13 protein-coding genes and 1 pseudogene are annotated in these 17,464 nt (G+C 50.1%); 4 read left to right on the forward strand and 10 right to left on the reverse strand.

Annotated elements, in window-relative coordinates; translation table 11 throughout:
* Positions 1-61: 61 nt before the first annotated feature.
* From A6A26_RS20205 to A6A26_RS20215, 3 genes are all read right to left on the reverse strand, one after another.
* Positions 62-949, reverse strand: a complete 888-nt coding sequence (locus A6A26_RS20205; protein ID WP_156506686.1) for an aldose epimerase family protein — start codon at positions 947-949, stop codon at positions 62-64.
* A gap of 85 nt (positions 950-1,034) precedes the next feature.
* Positions 1,035-2,039 carry a LacI family DNA-binding transcriptional regulator gene (locus tag A6A26_RS20210; protein WP_063880397.1) on the reverse strand — a complete coding sequence of 335 codons (1,005 nt, stop codon included), beginning with the start codon at positions 2,037-2,039 and terminating at the stop codon, positions 1,035-1,037.
* Between the two features lie 33 nt (positions 2,040-2,072).
* Positions 2,073-2,984: an ROK family protein gene (locus tag A6A26_RS20215; RefSeq protein WP_063881222.1), complete on the reverse strand. Its 912-nt coding sequence runs from the start codon at positions 2,982-2,984 to the stop codon at positions 2,073-2,075.
* A gap of 236 nt (positions 2,985-3,220) precedes the next feature.
* On the opposite strand from A6A26_RS20215, the gene A6A26_RS20220 reads away from it, so the two are divergent.
* The 4 genes and pseudogenes from A6A26_RS20220 to A6A26_RS20235 form a co-directional block, all read left to right on the forward strand.
* Complete coding sequence (locus A6A26_RS20220; RefSeq protein ID WP_063880398.1) at positions 3,221-6,337, forward strand: alpha-mannosidase; 3,117 nt, start codon at positions 3,221-3,223, stop codon at positions 6,335-6,337.
* 106 nt (positions 6,338-6,443) lie between these two features.
* Positions 6,444-7,988, forward strand: coding sequence for an MFS transporter (locus A6A26_RS20225; RefSeq protein WP_063880399.1), 1,545 nt, complete (start codon positions 6,444-6,446; stop codon positions 7,986-7,988).
* A 33-nt stretch (positions 7,989-8,021) separates the two neighbouring features.
* Positions 8,022-8,483 (forward strand): DUF4942 domain-containing protein, encoded by a 462-nt coding sequence (locus A6A26_RS20230; RefSeq protein WP_371559887.1) that lies wholly within the window; start codon positions 8,022-8,024, stop codon positions 8,481-8,483.
* 422 nt (positions 8,484-8,905) lie between these two features.
* A pseudogene (locus tag A6A26_RS20235) lies at positions 8,906-9,188 on the forward strand (Arm DNA-binding domain-containing protein); the annotation flags it as partial.
* Between the two features lie 284 nt (positions 9,189-9,472).
* On the opposite strand, the gene A6A26_RS20240 reads toward A6A26_RS20235, so the two are convergent.
* The 7 genes from A6A26_RS20240 to tssF form a co-directional block, all read right to left on the reverse strand.
* The gene (locus A6A26_RS20240) at positions 9,473-9,745 is read right to left on the reverse strand and encodes a hypothetical protein (protein ID WP_063880401.1); all 273 of its coding nucleotides are present in this window, start codon (positions 9,743-9,745) and stop codon (positions 9,473-9,475) included.
* A complete protein-coding gene (locus tag A6A26_RS20245) occupies positions 9,742-10,560 on the reverse strand; it encodes a hypothetical protein (protein ID WP_253851911.1) in 819 nt (272 codons plus the stop codon). Before A6A26_RS20245 ends, A6A26_RS20240 begins: the two co-directional genes overlap by 4 nt.
* A 914-nt stretch (positions 10,561-11,474) precedes the next feature.
* Complete coding sequence (locus tag A6A26_RS20250; RefSeq protein ID WP_063880402.1) at positions 11,475-12,860, reverse strand: VasL domain-containing protein; 1,386 nt, start codon at positions 12,858-12,860, stop codon at positions 11,475-11,477.
* Between the two features lie 603 nt (positions 12,861-13,463).
* Positions 13,464-13,919, reverse strand: coding sequence for a type VI secretion system baseplate subunit TssE (tssE, locus tag A6A26_RS20255; RefSeq protein ID WP_063880403.1), 456 nt, complete (start codon positions 13,917-13,919; stop codon positions 13,464-13,466).
* Positions 13,919-14,461: a type VI secretion system lipoprotein TssJ gene (tssJ, locus tag A6A26_RS20260; protein WP_063880404.1), complete on the reverse strand. Its 543-nt coding sequence runs from the start codon at positions 14,459-14,461 to the stop codon at positions 13,919-13,921. The genes tssE and tssJ overlap by 1 nt, the downstream gene beginning before the upstream one ends.
* The gene (gene tssG / locus A6A26_RS20265) at positions 14,439-15,524 is read right to left on the reverse strand and encodes a type VI secretion system baseplate subunit TssG (protein WP_063880405.1); all 1,086 of its coding nucleotides are present in this window, start codon (positions 15,522-15,524) and stop codon (positions 14,439-14,441) included. Before tssG ends, tssJ begins: the two co-directional genes overlap by 23 nt.
* Positions 15,488-17,242, reverse strand: a complete 1,755-nt coding sequence (tssF, locus tag A6A26_RS20270) for a type VI secretion system baseplate subunit TssF (RefSeq protein ID WP_063880406.1) — start codon at positions 17,240-17,242, stop codon at positions 15,488-15,490. Before tssF ends, tssG begins: the two co-directional genes overlap by 37 nt.
* Positions 17,243-17,464 lie beyond the last annotated feature (222 nt).

Here is a 17,464-nt window from a genome sequence, read left to right on the forward strand (position 1 = left end):
ATTGTGCGTATGGCATGCTCGTTATACTAATAACTGTTCTGCAAACGGCCCTGACCGAAGCCTAAAGTAATGTGCATGTTAATTGATACTGGATTGTGATGGCCTTGTTTGCTTTCAGCGAAAGCGCGGTTGAAAACCCCTGCTCACTAAGGGGATTATCCTGGATGGCTCCCGGCCCTGAATCCCAGGCTGAATGAACAGGCTCGATGCCCAGGCAATAATTACGACCATCCCAGGGGGCGTATTCACGGCCGCCGTTGCTGAACCATAGCAGACAATAGGGTAACCACTCGGTATCCCATTTTAACGTCACCTGCAAACCGAGTCGGGGCCATTCCATTCCCACCTGATGGACAGGGGGTAATAGCTGCACAATTTCTTCGGTCTTAGCAGGCAAGGGTAAACGCGTTAAATCCCATGACTCACCGTTACTGAGCGGTGCCGCCTTTATAGAGGAGAATGGCTGCAATGGCATCAGTTGGCTCACTCCCGCTTCGGGAGGGTGGGGATAACTAAGCGCAGGAATACCATCCAGGTCCAGCAGATGCAGCGGCCCCCAGTCCCCCCCGAACGGGAAAATGGGATGTAATCCAACGGGTAACGCACAGTCTTCACGAGCTTCAATTCGCAAGGAAAAAGATACCTGTCCGTCATCACCCAGGACAATAGTTCTTTCCAGCTCGCGCAGCGGATACGACTCCGGGTAGCTGTAGCCCATAGTTGCCTGGCTTTTCCTCAGCGATCGCCAGTGCCATAAACTGTTGGCAGGCATTCCATGTGGGTATTCTGGTTGAAAATACTTTCCATCGTCACCGTGCCCGAATGGAACACCTACCCATTCTCCCCCCAGCTGCCGCATCAACGGAGGCTGTCCGGCACAACTGTCCAGATTATCCAGCCAGTGAGCACGATAAAAGATCGGTTGTCGGGAGCCATTGCCTCTTGTCATAAAGAGCTGCTGACATGCTCCTCCCTGCAGAGTCAGGAGCATGTGGAGCAGGCCATCTGGGCTGTTTAATTCGGTCGTCAAAGCTTCAGTTTTCATTGTGTTTCTCAGCTGAAGAGTCAGTACTGGCGCGAATACACAGACGCACATCAACTAACCGCTGCTGTGGTGCATTGTGTTCCGAAAGTAGCGCCACGCCTTCCCGACCCAGCGCTTTACGATCAACCCGAATCGTGCTTAGCGACGGCTCATTCAGACCGGCCCCATCAATACCGTCAAAGCCGATGATGGCGATATCCTCAGGCACACGCAAGCCCATTCGCTGGCTCACCCGCAGAGCGATGAGCGCTGCGGCATCGTTATAGGCAAACAGCGCATCGGGCGGCTTTGGTAACGTCAGCAGGCTTTGCATGGCCGCTTCCAGACTTTGTTCCGGTGGTAAGTGGCCCGGTGCAATAGCTTCATAATCAGGAGGCATCAGTAAACCCGCTTCATAAAGGGCATGTCTGTAACCCCGTTCCCTCTGCTGGATGCTGTAATGTGCCAGGCTGCTGGCCAAAAAAGCAATGCGCTGGCGACCCAGGTCGATGAGATGATGAGTGGCCAGATAGCCGCCTCGCTGGTTATCTGGATTGACTGAGTTCAAATCCGGCGAAAATAAATCCACAAGTGCCACAGGCAACTGTAATTTTTGTAGAGAGGCCAAAAGCTCCTGCTCCATATAGCCAACGACCAGCAGCCCGTCGGGATTGTGCTGACGCACCCGTTTTTCTACGGGATCCATTGGGCCCAGTGCCAGAAAGCTCAGCGCAATATCATTCTCACGGCATACCGCTTCCACTTCCATCAACAGCGGGGTATAGAACAACAACGAGAGCGGGACATTATGCTGTTGGTGAAGAATAAACAGGATCCGCTGAATTTTATTGCCTTGCAGGCGAGTAAAATCATAGCCCAGATCGCGGGCGGTCTGAATGACATGTTGCCGCGGTTTATCACCGATACCCGGCTGGCCTTTTAACGCGCGCGACACAGCCCCGACCGAAAATCCAGATGCACTGGCAATGTCCCGGATCCTGACGGATTTACTCATAGCGGCATGCTCCTTAATGATTGTTACTCAATTTCATAATGCATTTCCCCCCAGCCACGCGGCCCCTCTGACGCCACTGCTGTCGCCGTGTCGGGCAGTGACAACGGGCGTGTTAGCATAGCGTCCGAACGTATACTGACTCATACAATCGGCTAAATTGGAATGCAGCGGGCTGACATTGGACAAACCTCCGCCCAGCACGATGATATCAGGGTCAAGGATATTCACAATCATTGCCAGTACGCGCGAAAGCTGATCGCGAAAGCGTTCAACCCATTGAATGCTATGAGGTGTTGGATGCAAGGAATAATCGTGGAAAAACTGCTCACCGTTCATAGATTCACCAAATTCACTGCGGAGCTGCCGGGTTATCCCCGTGCCGGAGACGAAAGATTCCAGACAATTCCATTGTCCACAATAGCAGCGGTGTGGCGCGCCATCTCGTTCCTGCTGATAGCCCGGCAGTGCCACATGGCCCCATTCGCCACTGTTGCCATTTTTTCCTTGCTGTAACTGCTGTCCAATCACAATGCCGCCGCCGCATCCAGTGCCAAGAATGACGCCCGCGACGCAATGGTGTCCGGCTCCGGCTCCGTCCATGGCTTCGGACAACGCAAAGCAGTTGGCATCATTGGTGAGCGTGATCGGCCGCTGTAAACGCTGAACAAGCAGTTGTTGCACGGGGTGCTGATTAAGACTGAGGATGTTTGAATTCTTCAGTAAGCCACTTTGCGGGTCCAGACTCCCCGGTAAACCAACGCCCAACGTACAAGGTTGTCCGACTTCCGCCTCTGCATCCCTTATCAGCAAAACCACTTGTTCTACCAGAGCCTCTGTTGACTGCGTGTGAGTCGCGGTTCGATGGCGATAAATGCTGGTGCCGCTCTTGTCTAATACCTGTACTTCAATTTTGGTACCGCCAATATCCATTCCCAAATGAAACATTATCTTCATCTTCTCTCCGGCAGAATCTCGTAAGAGTAACTCTAACCAGTATAAATTGATTAGTAAACAAAATGGCATCATTCATGCTGCCTGAGTACCGGTATTTTCTTTCCGTAGCCGATTTTACGCAAAAATAAATCATTCATGGCATGGTTATTAGTGATTGCGGTCACGGACTGACTCTTTTTTTATGTGTAGTTTACTAAACATTGTTTTGTATATTATCGGGAGTCAGGATGTTTTTTACTGAAAAGAAACTTCAGCAACGTATTGATGAACTCTCTCAGTACCGGGGCCGGGACTGGCAGTCCCCTGCCGCGCTGTCGCTCTGTTACGATCGTGAGGGAGTCAACGGTGCGTTACCGCCGGGGGACAATGCCGATTGGCAGGCCTGTGGTCCGGAGACTCAGTGGCGTGAAAAAGATATTTATGCATGGCTGCGTATTGACTGGCACATGCCTGATAGCTGGCAGGATCGTCAGGTCATCGGACATTTTGACTTTAGTTTAGGTCGCGATCGCCGTGAATTTGAAGCGCTGCTGTTCATTGACGAGCAGCCCTGGTCAGGCGTGGATCAAAATCACCCTTGGGTAGTTTTGCCCAAAGAACGCGCAGGCAGCACTGTTCGCATGTACTGTCGGATTTGGTCCGGCATTCTCGAAGGTAAAATCCGTCAGCATTTTGAAGCATTTCACGTGGGCAATTCCATCCAGAACGTTCGATTCGGCTGGCGGGATGAGGCGTGTGACGATCTTTACTACACCGCTCTGTCCGCGTGGCAAAGCGTGATGGCGCTGGACGAAAACTCGGCCGACCGCGCCCACTTGCTGCATCAAACTGACCTCGCATTTAATATTATTGACTGGCGTAAACCCGGAGATGAGGCTTTCTACGAAAGCGTTCACCGGGCTGCTGACCAGCTACGGACGGCAATACTGTCTTCAGAGAAACATCATCCTGTAACCGTGCATGCCGTGGGACATACCCACATTGATGTCGCATTCTTGTGGCAGTTAAAGCACACACGTGAAAAATGCGCCCGATCGTTTTCCACTGCATTACGCCTGATGGAACGTTATCCGCAATACTGCTTTTTCCAGTCGCAGCCCCAGCTTTACGCCTGGCTGAAATCTGACTATCCCGTGCTCTACAACCAAATCCGGGAACGTATTGCTGAAGGACGTTGGGAAATCGACGGAGCAATGTGGCTGGAGGCTGACTGCAACATCCCGTCAGGGGAGTCGCTGGTGCGGCAGGTTCTCTACGGACGGCGTTTTATGCAACAGGAGTTTGGCGTCACGCCTCGCTGCCTGTGGCTCCCGGACGTATTTGGTTATTCCTGGGCCTTACCGCAGATCCTCAAAAAATCTGGCATCAGTTACTTCATGACAACCAAAATCAGCTGGAATGAATTCAATCAGCTCCCTCACGATACGTTCACCTGGCGAGGTATTGATGGTAGCGAAGTGCTGGCACACTTTGTCACGACGCCAGAGGAAGGCTTCCCCCGATATACTTATAACGGCATTGTGAATGCTAAATCTGTGCAGGGGCTATGGAACAATTATCGGGATAAAACACTTAATCAGACACTGATGCTGCCTTACGGTTATGGTGACGGCGGCGGTGGGCCGAATGAAGAGATGCTGGAGCTTCTGGAGCGCTTCAGCGCGCTACCTGGATTGCCTAAAGTTAAACACGGCGGTGCGCTTTCTTTCTTTGATGGTTTAGCTCAATGTCAGAAGGAGAGCGGTGCATGGCAACATGTCTGGGATGGTGAGCTTTATTTCGAAAGTCACCGAGGGACTTACACCAGTCAGGCCCAGGTCAAACGAGCCAATCGGCGTGGGGAATTATCGCTCCGCCATCTGGAGTGGCTCAGCGTTGTTTCTGCTCTGCACCAAAAAGGCTGGCAGGATTATCCTGAGCAGCCATTGCGCGATGCCTGGACATTGCTGCTGCGAAATCAATTCCACGACATTATTCCCGGATCGTCGATTGCTGAAGTTTATCAGGATGCCGCTGAAGAATATCAACAGCTGGACGACACCATTACGCTGTTAACAGCCAGGGCTGCTGCACCTTTGTTGAATACAGCGGCCGCCGGAGTCACCCTGTTCAACAGCAGTGCATGGCCACGCTATGCAGAACCTGTATTTTTGGCGGGGCAGACTGAAAGTGGATGGCTGGATACTGAAGGTCAACCTGTACCCAGTCAGCTTACCGATGGAGGATGCTGGCTGGCCCCATCAGTGTTGCATCCTCTTGAGGCGGTCAGTTTTCAAGCAACTGGCCATGCGGCGGTAGAGAGTGATAATCCTTTCCATTATCAGGAAGGACAACTGGATACCCCTCTGTACCGCATTAGCTGGAACACAAGCGGACAACTGACCCGAATATGGGATCGCCAACAACAGCGCGACGTACTGGCTGAGCCGGGTAACATTTTTACCGTTTATGAAGATAAACCTCTGAAGTACGACGCCTGGGATATTGAAATATTCCACGTCCAAAAATCACGCATGATCACCGAGTTGACAGCCGTATCGCTCACGACTTCCGGACCACTTTTAGCGGAAGTGTCATTCCAGTGGCAGGATGGAGAGAGTCAGATCCGTCAGTGCATGAGGGTATACCGGAACTCTCCTCGCATTGATTTCGTCACCGATGTTGACTGGTTTGCGACAAATCAACTGCTGAAAGTCCGCTTCCCGGTGGCGATAAGAGCTACCGAAGCGACCTATGACATTCAGTTCGGAAATGTGCGTCGTTCCACAACCTGGAACACCAGCTGGGACTACGCCCGCTTTGAAAGTGTGGTTCACCAGTGGGCGGATTTGTCAGAGTCAAATTATGGTGTCAGCTTCCTGAATGACAGCAAATACGGCCAGGCTATCAAAGATAACGCCATGCAATTGACGCTGATTAAATCGGCGATAAGTCCGGACCCACAGGCGGACCAGGGGAAACACCATTTTACCTATGCGCTGCTCCCTCATGCAGGTGACTGGCGACAGGCTTGTGTTGCCCATCAGGCCTGGTTCCTGAATGAAACACCGTCGGTGATGTCAGGCATATTAGCGCAGCCGCTGGTTTATCCAGTCAGGTTCAGCCATCCATGTATACAGCTGGACGCCATAAAACAGGCTGAAGATGAACCTGCATTGCTCGTCAGGCTGCATGAGTTCACCGGTGGACGTCAACAAGTGACATTACACAGTGACTACCCGCTCAGCCGATGGGTTGAGTGTGATTTGATGGAACAACCTGAACACGTTCACGCAGGTTCAGAGCCTGTTTCATTGTCTTTTTTACCTTATGAGATCAAAACACTAAAACTTTATTTTTCCTGATGGACGGTGCCTGCGCCCCGGATTTTATTCAGCAACTGAGATGCACCTTTGTTAACAAAGGTGCAAGGAACTCTTTTATCTAAAAAGCAGACTGCAAGGTGAAGGTATGACAGTGAAAAACAGAAAAGTCACCCTACCGGTAGCATTTGGTTTTGGTTTGACTGATATTATTGGCGGCGGGGCATTTACTATTATTGGTGCCTGGCTGCTCTATTTTTATACCACTTTCGTTGGGCTTTCGCCCCTGGAAGCGGCGTCAATTATGGCGATTGCCCGTATTATTGATGCAGTGATCAGCCTGTTTATGGGCAGTATTACCGACAACTTCTATAAGAATCGCCTGGGAGCACGCTTTGGCCGTCGGCGATTTTTCTTATTAATTGGCGCACCACTGATGCTCAGCTACAGCCTGTTGTGGGTAACAGGCATGAACTATTTCTTCTATTTAATGGTTTATCTGGCATTCGAAATTGTCGTTGCCGTCGTGATGATCCCCTGGGAAACACTGCCCTCTGAGATGAGCACGGATTATAAAGAGCGTACCCGCCTTTCGACCTGCCGTATGTTCCTGTCAGCCTTAGGGACATTCCTGGCAACGTTTATTCCAGGCATTCTGATACGTCATTTCGGTGAAGATAATCCACAGGCCTATTTCTATAACGGATTGTTTTTTGCTGCCGTGTTCGTGTTATGTGTCCTGGCATCCTGGGCTGCCAGTTGGGAACGACCTTTGACACCGGAAATGATCCAGGAGCTGGAAAATAAGCGTAAACCACAGCAGCGGCAGTCCATCTGGCGTGTTCTTGTAAACGTCAGCCATGATTATATCTCGACCCTGAAAGTAAGAGCTTTCCGCAAACATCTGGCTATTTATCTGCTGTCATTTACCGGCAAAGATGTTTTCAACACCGTTCTTGTTTTCTTCTGCGTCTATTGTTTAATGGTTCCGGCTTCGCTGGCAGCGGGCTTACTTTCGCTCAGTATTATCGGTTTACCCGTCACGCTCATTGCTGGGTTTGCGTTTGTACGCTTTGGGCCACGCGTACTCTTCAGCACGTCATATCTCACCATGCTGGTATGCTTAGCAGCACTGCTGGTTATTTATCTTATCGATCCTGCTTCTAAAATAGCATGGCTATATGGCATTGCTGCCTTATATCAGGTGGGCCGTTGCCTGCTTGAATTTACTCCCTGGAATGTGTTCCCGTTTATTCCTGATGTGGACGAACTGATTTGTCGCAAACGCCGCGAAGGGCTGTTCGCCGCAGTGATGACGTTTTCGCGTAAAACGACGGTGGCAATAGCGACCTTATTTATCGGCTTAGGTTTGCAATGGGGCGGATTTGAAAAAGGTGCCACCACCCAGTCCGCGCATGCAGTACTGACTATTGCCGTCATGTTGTTTGTGGGGACAGGGGGATTACTGCTGCTGGCACTGGCTATTGCTCAGACCCTGAAACTGGATAAACGCAATCACGGTATCTTGGTTGCTGAGGTTGAGCGTTTAAAAAGCGGTGGTGACAGAACTGCCGTTACGCAGGAAACTCGTGAAGTGGTTGAGGATTTAACCGGATATCATTACGAGGATTTATGGCCTGTTTCAAAACAAAACTCGTCGAAGTCATTTGAATCGGCACCACAAACACTTTAACAAAAAGTCAATTGGGTATTGCTGTTCAATATCGTGACCAGCAATACCTTACTGTGCTTTCTGTACCTGAATCAGCGCAAAGCAGAGGTTTTTGAGCGTGGGATCATTAACGTGTTTAAAGGGCTGAGCTGGAACTATAAGAGCAACAGCCCGTGTAAGTTTGGGGAGAAGGTAATCGTTGACGGGCTGGTTCAGTATGACCGCTGGGGATTTCATTTTCGACATGGCCGACGGCGGGAGCAACTGTCAGATTTAGACCGCATGCTGAATTTGCTGGACGGTAAGCCCGTCCCTGAGAATCGCAACGATCTGGCCGTCAGGCTGGATGCGCATATCAGTAGACAGCACGCATCCGTTTTCGAAGACACGTATGTTGAGATACGCTACTTCCAGAAGGGAACCGGGCACATCATTTTCAAGCGTCCCGATTTGGTTGAAAAGATGAATGACATCATCGCCAGACATTATCCAGGGGCGTTGCCCACTAAACAGTAAGGAGCCAAATTATGGTATCATTTTCAAACACGGATGGTGCTCACTACGATTCCGTAAAAAAAGCCAGAGCATCGTCTCATCAAAAAGCATCCAGATGGACGTAAAAATTCCCGTTCAACCGTTAAATTTTGATGTCATGCATAAAGGGGGCCTTAATGGGGGCTCATTAATGAATCGAATGAAACAAACTTCATTATTATCAATAAATTAAAAAAATAAATTCGAAGTCTGCAGGGGACACCAGATGTTAGCCTCATAACGTACCTTAACGCCTACTCACTCCCTTATAATCAATAAGTTAACTCATTTTCGTAAGCTACCTACGTCTTCATTAGTCTCGCAAAATCCACAGCGCCATGTTGGTACAATTGTTGGTATGTTTGGTTCGATAATGCAAATACCCTCAGCCGAGGATTTTTACTATGCCGCTCACTGAGTTAAAGGTAAGGAATGGGAATGGGAATGGGAATGGGAATGGGAAGGCTGCTGCGAAGCCCGTCAAAATAACAGACGGTAATGGTATGCAACTTTTGATTACCCCAAACGGTTCCAAATACTGGCGTTTTCAGTATCGCTTTGGTAGCAAACAAAAGATTCTTGCACTGGGTGTGTATCCTGAAGTCACGTTATCGGAATCCAGAAGGCAGACAACTCGTTGTAAACCGTGTCGTTCCAGGCGAAAAACGTAAAGCCGATAAGGTCGAAATTAAAGTGATGCTTACACCTTGACTGCTCCCTTCTCATATATGCACTCTTACATCTCTGAAATGGTAAAAAGCTCTACTTATAGATAGCTAAAGCAGATTATATGAATTTAACAAGCAAGATAAAAATTCAATTTTAAAATGAAAATTTTTTATATTTTTTCTAAAATAAATTTAAAAACTGTTACTTACTTAACTTAACCACCTTCCAATTAAAGCTTAACGTAATAAATTATCTACTTTTAAATCTCACTAAAAAGACGGGCCAGTGCTTTGTAAAGCAGATTATTTTTCCAATCGCAAAATCCGATCACCTCTCCCCCCAATTGCAATACATTCACCGCAGGATAAATCTATGTAATATTTTATTGGATTAGGCATGTTTTCCATCATCCACGGAAGCTCTTCAGAGAATTTCAAGTCTGAGGTTGAAACTACCCAAACAGATTTACCATCTAAAGATGATCTCTCAGCCTCATGAAAACGCTCGTCCCAACCATAACCAGTTTCCTTTGCATATTCTTTAGCAATTTCAATAGCTTTGCTTTCAGTTATCATTTCTGAACTCCATACCATACATTATACATTAACCCACCAACTACCACCGGACCTAAAAGAATGCCTGCAGCCTCATGCCGTAATAATGTATAAGTGATTTCATACGTATTTCCAAGAGGAAATTTAAACCCTTCAATGATATATTCCCTACTCATCCCCCTGGCTCTTAATAAGCCAATTGTTTCAGCAAGTGCCTCTTCCAGGTATCGCAGTATATATGATTTATTGTATGCGCTTTGTCTCATGAAAACTCTAAGTTCTCTTAATAAATAGAACTTAGGGGCAATCGCCATATGTACCTGCTCGTGGTAAAGAGTTGATAGCATCTGCAAATAAGCGTCATCTTTCGACATTGCACCAGGATAGTAGTTACGTCCAACTTCTACGTCCCCCCAAGGTTTTGTGCGTCCCTGAACGACGTCACTATTCTTTGTGATTTTTATCTTGGGGGTATAACGCCATCCTCCAGTGCGAGGCAGGTTCATTTTCCTACCGATGTCGCTGCTGTACCTAGGCATTTTTACTCCCCTGAAAGGAGTTTTAAATGTGTCACCAGGCTTCTTCTTTAAAAGAAGCGCAAGGACAGTATTAACCCCTATCAGAGTGATAGCATCGGCTAAGTCCTTAGCGGCAGCGTCAAGATCTCCTTCGCTACTAGCTGAGTTAGTCTTCGTCGCAAAATCAAACAACTTCTTAGCCGCTTCAAGCGCTACGCCTCCTACAGCCACCCAACCTACAATGAGAAGCACTAAATCAGCGATTTCACCAATCCCAAAAAAGTGCGCACCAGCCCAAACCACGATTACCCCCGCCATAGTGGCTAATGCTGAGGGGGTGACCATAGCAAGAAGCTATTGACCTACGTCAGCCGGTAAAAGAGCTGCCGCTTTCGAGATGACTAATTGTAGCCTTGTCTGTATATCGCTAGGGATAACGTCCATGCTTCATCCTCGGCCAGTTCTAAATCACTTTAGAATAACCCTTCTTATACCCTGCCATCTAGTCATTTTCACTTTTGAGATTCAACTCTTTGCCTGGGAATAACAGAATCATTCTAATGTAAACCATCCTCCTTTCCCTAATTTAGGCAACTTAATATTAGTATTTTAACTTACATCAGCCTCCTAATTATTTTTCTCGCCATTAAATCTTAAAAAACCACTCCACTGCCATCGTAATTAAGATAGTGTATCGCTATTACCAAAGCCAATAGTTACCCCCCCATTAACTTTCACCAATAGCACCAATATAACCTGACCATCACGCCCAATAAGTCAGTTTAAAAAATGATTTAAAATTATTCTCATCAATCATTTTAGTCACCATACTGACACGAAAACGCAACACTAATTCTGAGCAATCCCGCACCAAAAAATAATTATCAAACGGAATTCATTGATTAAAATGCGGACAGGAAATATACCTTTAATGTTTACCCAGTTATCTTACTCACTTGAGCACACTATGTCTCACAGTCTAGAACGATATGTAGAGCAAAAACTGCCTGCAGATTTGTTAGAACACGCCGCAGCAAATCGAACCTCCATTCGTATAGAAAACCATGAAGGAAAAGGCTTGCCAGAATAAAAATGAAGTGTCCTCATGCTGTACCAGGATCGATCCAATCCTTGATCGCCCTTTGGAAACCGGAAGAACTAACCGGAAACGACCGCCTTATTTTTGCTGGACGATACGATGACTGAATCAACCCCGGCTTTTAGCGCTGTGTTTATTTTTCTGTCTGCTGTTTCAGTTCAGCATAATGGGCTGTCAGTTGTTTCAGATGCATTTCCAGTTGAGACCGGGCAGCAGCAGGTAATGGTTTTCCCGCAGGATGTTGTGACAGTGCCCGCAGTTGTTCTTCAGCCGGTATGGATTGATTAAAAAATTGCATCGTGGAAAAAACCACTGATTTCAGCTCACTGATCGTCATGTATTTTCCCTTTTGCTCATCCAGTCCGTTCAACCTGTCACTTAGTTTCTGTAGCGTCATCATTCCCTGATGCCAGCCATTCAGGCGTTCTGTCGGCAATGCGGCAGCATTGAGTTGTTGCTGCCATTGCTTTATCAGGGGTTTTGTCTGCTCCGGCCACAGTGCCCTGGCCTGTTCCAAAAGCTGTCGACTCAAGGCGATATTCCAGTCAGGAGGCAATTTATCCAGTCGGGCAAGTTGCTGCTGTGTTTGTGTTATCACTGTTTGTGATGAAAGTGTTTGCTGACGCAACATATCCAGTTGTTCAGGCGTGAGCGTTGCAGGTAAAGGCGCCAGGGATGCTGCAAGCTGAGCCTGAAGCGGGTCAGGCCGGTGAAAATACTGCCAGCTCCACACTGCGACGGTGCTTATCACCAGCATGGTGAACATCCCGGCAGCGAAGGATGTTCGTTTTTTTACCGGAGCAGGTATTGCCGCCAAAACGTCCACATTCGCCTGATGTTCCGCCTGCGCCACGTACACCCACTTCACTGCGCTTTCTGGCGTATTCTCAGGCGAGCTACCCGCAAGGTCCCTCATGGAGGCTTCGGCATCATGCATCACGGTGGCCGGCAACACTATACCGGACTGAACCGTCGCCGTTGTACTGGTTGTCCCATCGCTGTTTTCCAGCCGGACAGCGCAATTGTGCATTAAGGTACGCAAGGTATCGAGCTGGCTGAGATGTTTAAGCTCCAGGCGCTTGAGCACTTCCCCGATACCGGTAAGCCGTTGCTCAGCCCGGTACAACTGGCTGAGGTCGCTGTAATTGATCGGGAGCGAACGCATCCGTTGCTGCAAACGCTGACTCAGACTGCTGAGGATTTCCATGCGGGCATGGACGGGCTGCGGCCACAGCGTCCCCCATTGATGGCTTATCAGGGCGTCGAGTATCGCAAGTCCTTCATTAAGGCCGACCAGTCCGGCCAGTTGCGTTCGGGCCAGCGTGTACCAGGCTGCCGTCTGCAGTTCCACACCGTTCTGCTCAAACAGTGAGAGGCAGCGTTTTTCAACATATCGCCAGTTCACATCCGGGCGCGCGGGATGTATGAGCTTACTCAGTTCATCGCGCAGAGCGGCGTAATCCGCTAACGTGCGCGGGTCGCCACCGGTTTTGATTTTACGAGGGGGGATGTCATGCATGACCAGTTGTCCATTTGACGTAAAAGGAGCTGTGGAGGGTTATTGCTTATGCGGCTTTGCTTTCTGCATATTCGAGACGCTGTAGATACTGAAGTGCCACCGGGTCAGCGATGTATTAAATCAACATATAGCTGAAAAAGTTTCTACCCGGTTCCGGGGCGAAAGCGATGCTTAACAGGCTCTCTTCGTGATGTGAAACCTTAAAATTTAACGTCCAATGCATACCGGGATTCATCGTCATTTAAGACCTGCCTTATCAACCAAGGGCCCTGTAAAAGACCATACACAATGAAAAAAATCATAGCGTCACCATAAAACCTTAGACCCGCACCAGCGTCCAACCAGAGAGCGAGTGCTCCCTTTTATTGTCCACCAAAGCGCAATCCTGTTATCAAACTCAATGAGGTCGTTTTCACTCTCAATGAGCTGAAAAAATCGTTCATCCCGCCACAGACGCAAGCAGTAGTAATGAGTCAGTAAAAAGAGTCTCATCATCAACACGCAATCGACTGAAAAAAAATTAAAAATCAACACTAACGGCGGCGTCAGCGCAGCGAAATAACGCCAGCTCGCCAGATGAAACTGGCAGGATGTGATCTCGCCTTAGAGAAGGGTTCTCGTGTCGAGATACTGCTGTTGCTTAAGATGGCGTAACAGAACCCGACCTTCAGGCATAAACTCAGTGCCATAGCGGACCAGGCCAACGCCTTTGAGTTCTGCGTCAATGGCATAGCGCAACTCACCGGGGACGTTCTGCTCCAGCAGGATTACCGCTATCCTTTTCAGTCGGGGCTCATATTTGAGCAGGACGGCGGACAATGCCCCCATCAGCTCATGGGCCGTTCCCGGCATGCCTTGCAGGATTCTGGTCATATCCGGCAGACCATAATCCGGCAGGTGTGCCAGGGTTCCCGCACGGCAGTTAAGGATACGCTGCATGTTATCCAGTACAGAGAGGATGACCTGATTTTCTTCACTGACCTGATTGAGAGCAAGGCCACCGGTAAAATGGCCGGTGAGCATTTCATACAGCGAAGGCGTGTGATGTTCCCGTGGCATTAGTCATCCTTGAGCGGTTGCAGCATCAGATAGTTATTACCGGCTTCCAGAATACGCGGCTTATCCGGATCGAGGTCTTCGCGCTGAATCACCAGCTTCCAGGTATTCTTAACCCTGTCCGGATGACGGAACAGTCCCGCCACCGCCACAAACTGCGCACCGGCTTCCATTGGCATGTTAAGGCTCGCATCTCCGCCCGGCTTCACCACCACATCCCGGCGGGCAAGCAGGTCGGCTTTCAGAATGGTGTCACCTTCCTGGAGCAATTGCTGGTAGAGCGTTTTGTCGAAGGTTTTGCGGTCTTTCAACTGGTAAATCCGTATCACAACAGGTACAGACAACGAGTTGCTCTCGCGGGCGTCGGTATTCAGCGCCTCACGTGCTGTGAAATCAAGGTGCAGCACCTTGATCTTTTTGTAAAAAACAGCGTTAAACGCCGATTGGGTACTATCGGCAACCCCCTGGGTTATTCCGCAGCCCGCCAGACTGAATGCCATCAGAGGCATCAACCAGAGCGTTTTAGTCAAACTTGTACGTAACACGTCGGTTTCCTTGTTGTGGTTTCGCAGGCTCCAGCCCGGTGTAGTAACCCAGTTCGGTCGTAAAGGTCGCAGGGATATCCGCCGGAAGCTCATCGCCCTCTGCGCCCAGCACACCGTTCATGCCGAGCCAGAAAGGGTCTTCGCCCAGCAGTGGCACGGCCAGCAACCGGACAGACGTGGTCAGGGTAATGCGTGCTTTGAAGCGCCATCCCAGGTACACCCGCAGCATGACCAGAAAATCCTGATACAGCAGACCATCCGGTTTCCAGCCCTGCGCCTCCTGTTCATTATTCGTCGCGAGCGCAACCAGCAGTTGGCTGCCCGCATCCATCGCTTCGTCACCCAGTGGCGTATTGCCGTCCAGCAGAAAATCGGCATCACCATAGAAGCCCAGTGGCCGAGTGACCTCCTCGGGTCGAAGGCAGTACGGGCTGACCTTCACGGTGGTATCCGGGGCCAGTAGAGTGACCAGCGCCTGCATCCCCTCTTGAGTTTTGCCCGGCTGTCGCAGTACACCCAGCAGCGCCAGAAAGCGCGATACCGGCGTGGCAATGTGGTTTGCTGTGCCGGGAATACCCAACCCCACAAGGCCCAGCAGTGACTGCGAGATGCTGTCGGTACCGCCGGGCTCAAAGGTGGCCGGGTAAGAGTACTTACGCCAGATGCGGTAAAACTGCGTCAGAATGCGATGGCTGAAGATATCCAGAAATCCCTGCAGCGCTTCGTGCCCTTCACTGCGCTGAGAGATGTCATCGAGATAGGCCGTCGGCAATGGTGAGTCAACCCCATACATCCCCATAAACGTGGCACGGATAACCGGTGGCTTGCTGTCATCGTCCTCATCATATTCAACGGTTTTCAGCTCACTGGCCGGAAACCCCATGCCCGGATGCGGCGCAAAACGTACCGGGTCATCCCCGGGGTGGCTGGTCGCGCCCATTAATGGCCTGTCCGGATTACGTTTCTCCAAAAGCTGACATAAACGGTAAAAGTTAATGCGGTGAAGGTCGGCCTCCAGCCTTGGGGTCAGCCGGGAATGCGGCGGTTGTGCTTCTCTTCCCATTCCAGGCGTTCTCCGGTCGGTTGCAAAATGATAATCAGGCGGTTAAAGAGATAGATGTCGGTATAGAGTGCAAAGAAGCGGCTCAGCATCTCGCCAAACAGGCAGATATCGCCGCGCCCGGCAAAGCCGTGGCTGTCCAGCGTCACGTCAATCTGCACACCACGAACCAGGTAGCCCTGCTCGAAACGCTCTGTTTCACTGTGTTTCACGTTGAGGATGGCTTCCAGGCGACGACGGTTCATCTCGCTGTCCGTCCATTCATACAGCGCCAGGGTACCGCGCAACACATCGGCATTATCCATCATCGACAGGAACCCGCTGCCGAGATGGCTCAGTACGCGCCAGTGAAAACGGTCCCTTGCCGGGGGATAACAGGGTAGCGTCGGCGCACACAGGTTACGTACGGCGATGCTGGCCGAAGTGGTTTTCATCACCGTATCAAGCACGGTGCTTTGCAGCGCACGTCGCGGCAGTTGGCCGTTGGTGCCGGTGAGCGTCAACGACAGGCTTTCATCTTCCGGCACCGTATGGTTATCAAAGGCTTCTCCACCGAGGATAAGCCAGGTGTTATGTAACCCGGACGGACCGCGACGCACGCGGGTGTGGTAATAATATTCCGGCGCTTCGTGACGCATCATCCCGCCTTTGTGGCGGAAGCTCGAAAACGGTACGTAGGTATGCTGGCTCGATGAGATTACCGAATCCACTGCGTAAATCTCCGTATGTCCATCCTGCACGCGCATCGGGCGCAACATGTATTCGGTCTGCAGGGAGTTGAGCGTCAGCGGATCAGATTCCAGCGGGAACAGGTTAATCACCGGTACGCAATTCAGGCGCAGATGCTTTTCGGTAAAGCTGAAATCATGCTCCCAGCGTTCTGTCAGCACCACGTCGATCTCAAACCAGGGAAGTTCAGCCGGAAAGAGCACGCTATCCAGGCCGCACAGGGCAGTGAACATGAATTTCTCACGGAAGGTGAAATACTCGAGTAGCAACTGGTAACCACTGAAACTGCTGTCACCCTTCGGCCATAGCCCGTCATCATCACCAAACCCCAGTGCGGTGAAATAACCGTCGAGCGGTCTTCTGTCCCTATCACCCGGCATCCGCAGCCACAGACACGCCGTGTTCATGGTAAAGGCTTCATGCATGGCGCTGGCCAGCGGTGCGTCAGCGTTGAAGTAGAACGGAATCTGACTGAGATCGACACGGCTCCAGTCGGCAAGATGGCTACAGTTGAAACGCAGGTTGATGACCGAACGCCCGTCAGGATCAGTCGACAGGTGGACGTGCTCCAGCGACAACGGCTGAAGGGTTATTTGTTTGGTGGTGGTGTACCGGCAGCGCGTGCCCTTCACACCAATTGGTCGTGAGTTCACTTCGAAACCTTTGGCAATACGCATCTGCTCTTTCATTTCACGCCAGTCAGGGGTGAACTCCACCACCGACATCGACGGAATGGTGCGCAGATAATGCGGCCACAACAGGCTGACCAGCCCTTCGGTCAGTTCAGGCAGGTCGTCATCAAGCTTCTCACGCAGCCGGCCCATCAGGAAGGCAAAGCCTTCGAACAGGCGTTCCACGTACGGGTCGCGCGCCCCCGCTTTATCGAGATTGAGCATTGCCGCCTGCTCGGGGTGAGCGCGGGCAAACTCTTCACCGGCTTCCAGCAGGTAGCGCATTTCAGCGTCATAGTAACGCAGGGTTAAGTCATCCATATTTATTCTGCTTAGTAAATTGCTGCGTGTTAAACACTTAAGCAGACTCCGGGAGTCTGGCTCGGGTATTCATACAGAAAAGAGAACCATCAATGCTGAGTACAAAGGGGCGGTTCTATGACATATTTTTTTGCCATACCAGGCATCCAATCCGAAGGGAGCCCCTGGCATTCTGTGTATCCTTCATGCATTAAAAATGTCGTATGTCTTTCTGAAAAGATG

This window comes from Pantoea sp. OXWO6B1 (assembly GCF_001641135.1).
In the GTDB taxonomy this organism is placed as follows: Bacteria; Pseudomonadota; Gammaproteobacteria; order Enterobacterales; family Enterobacteriaceae; genus Pantoea; species Pantoea allii.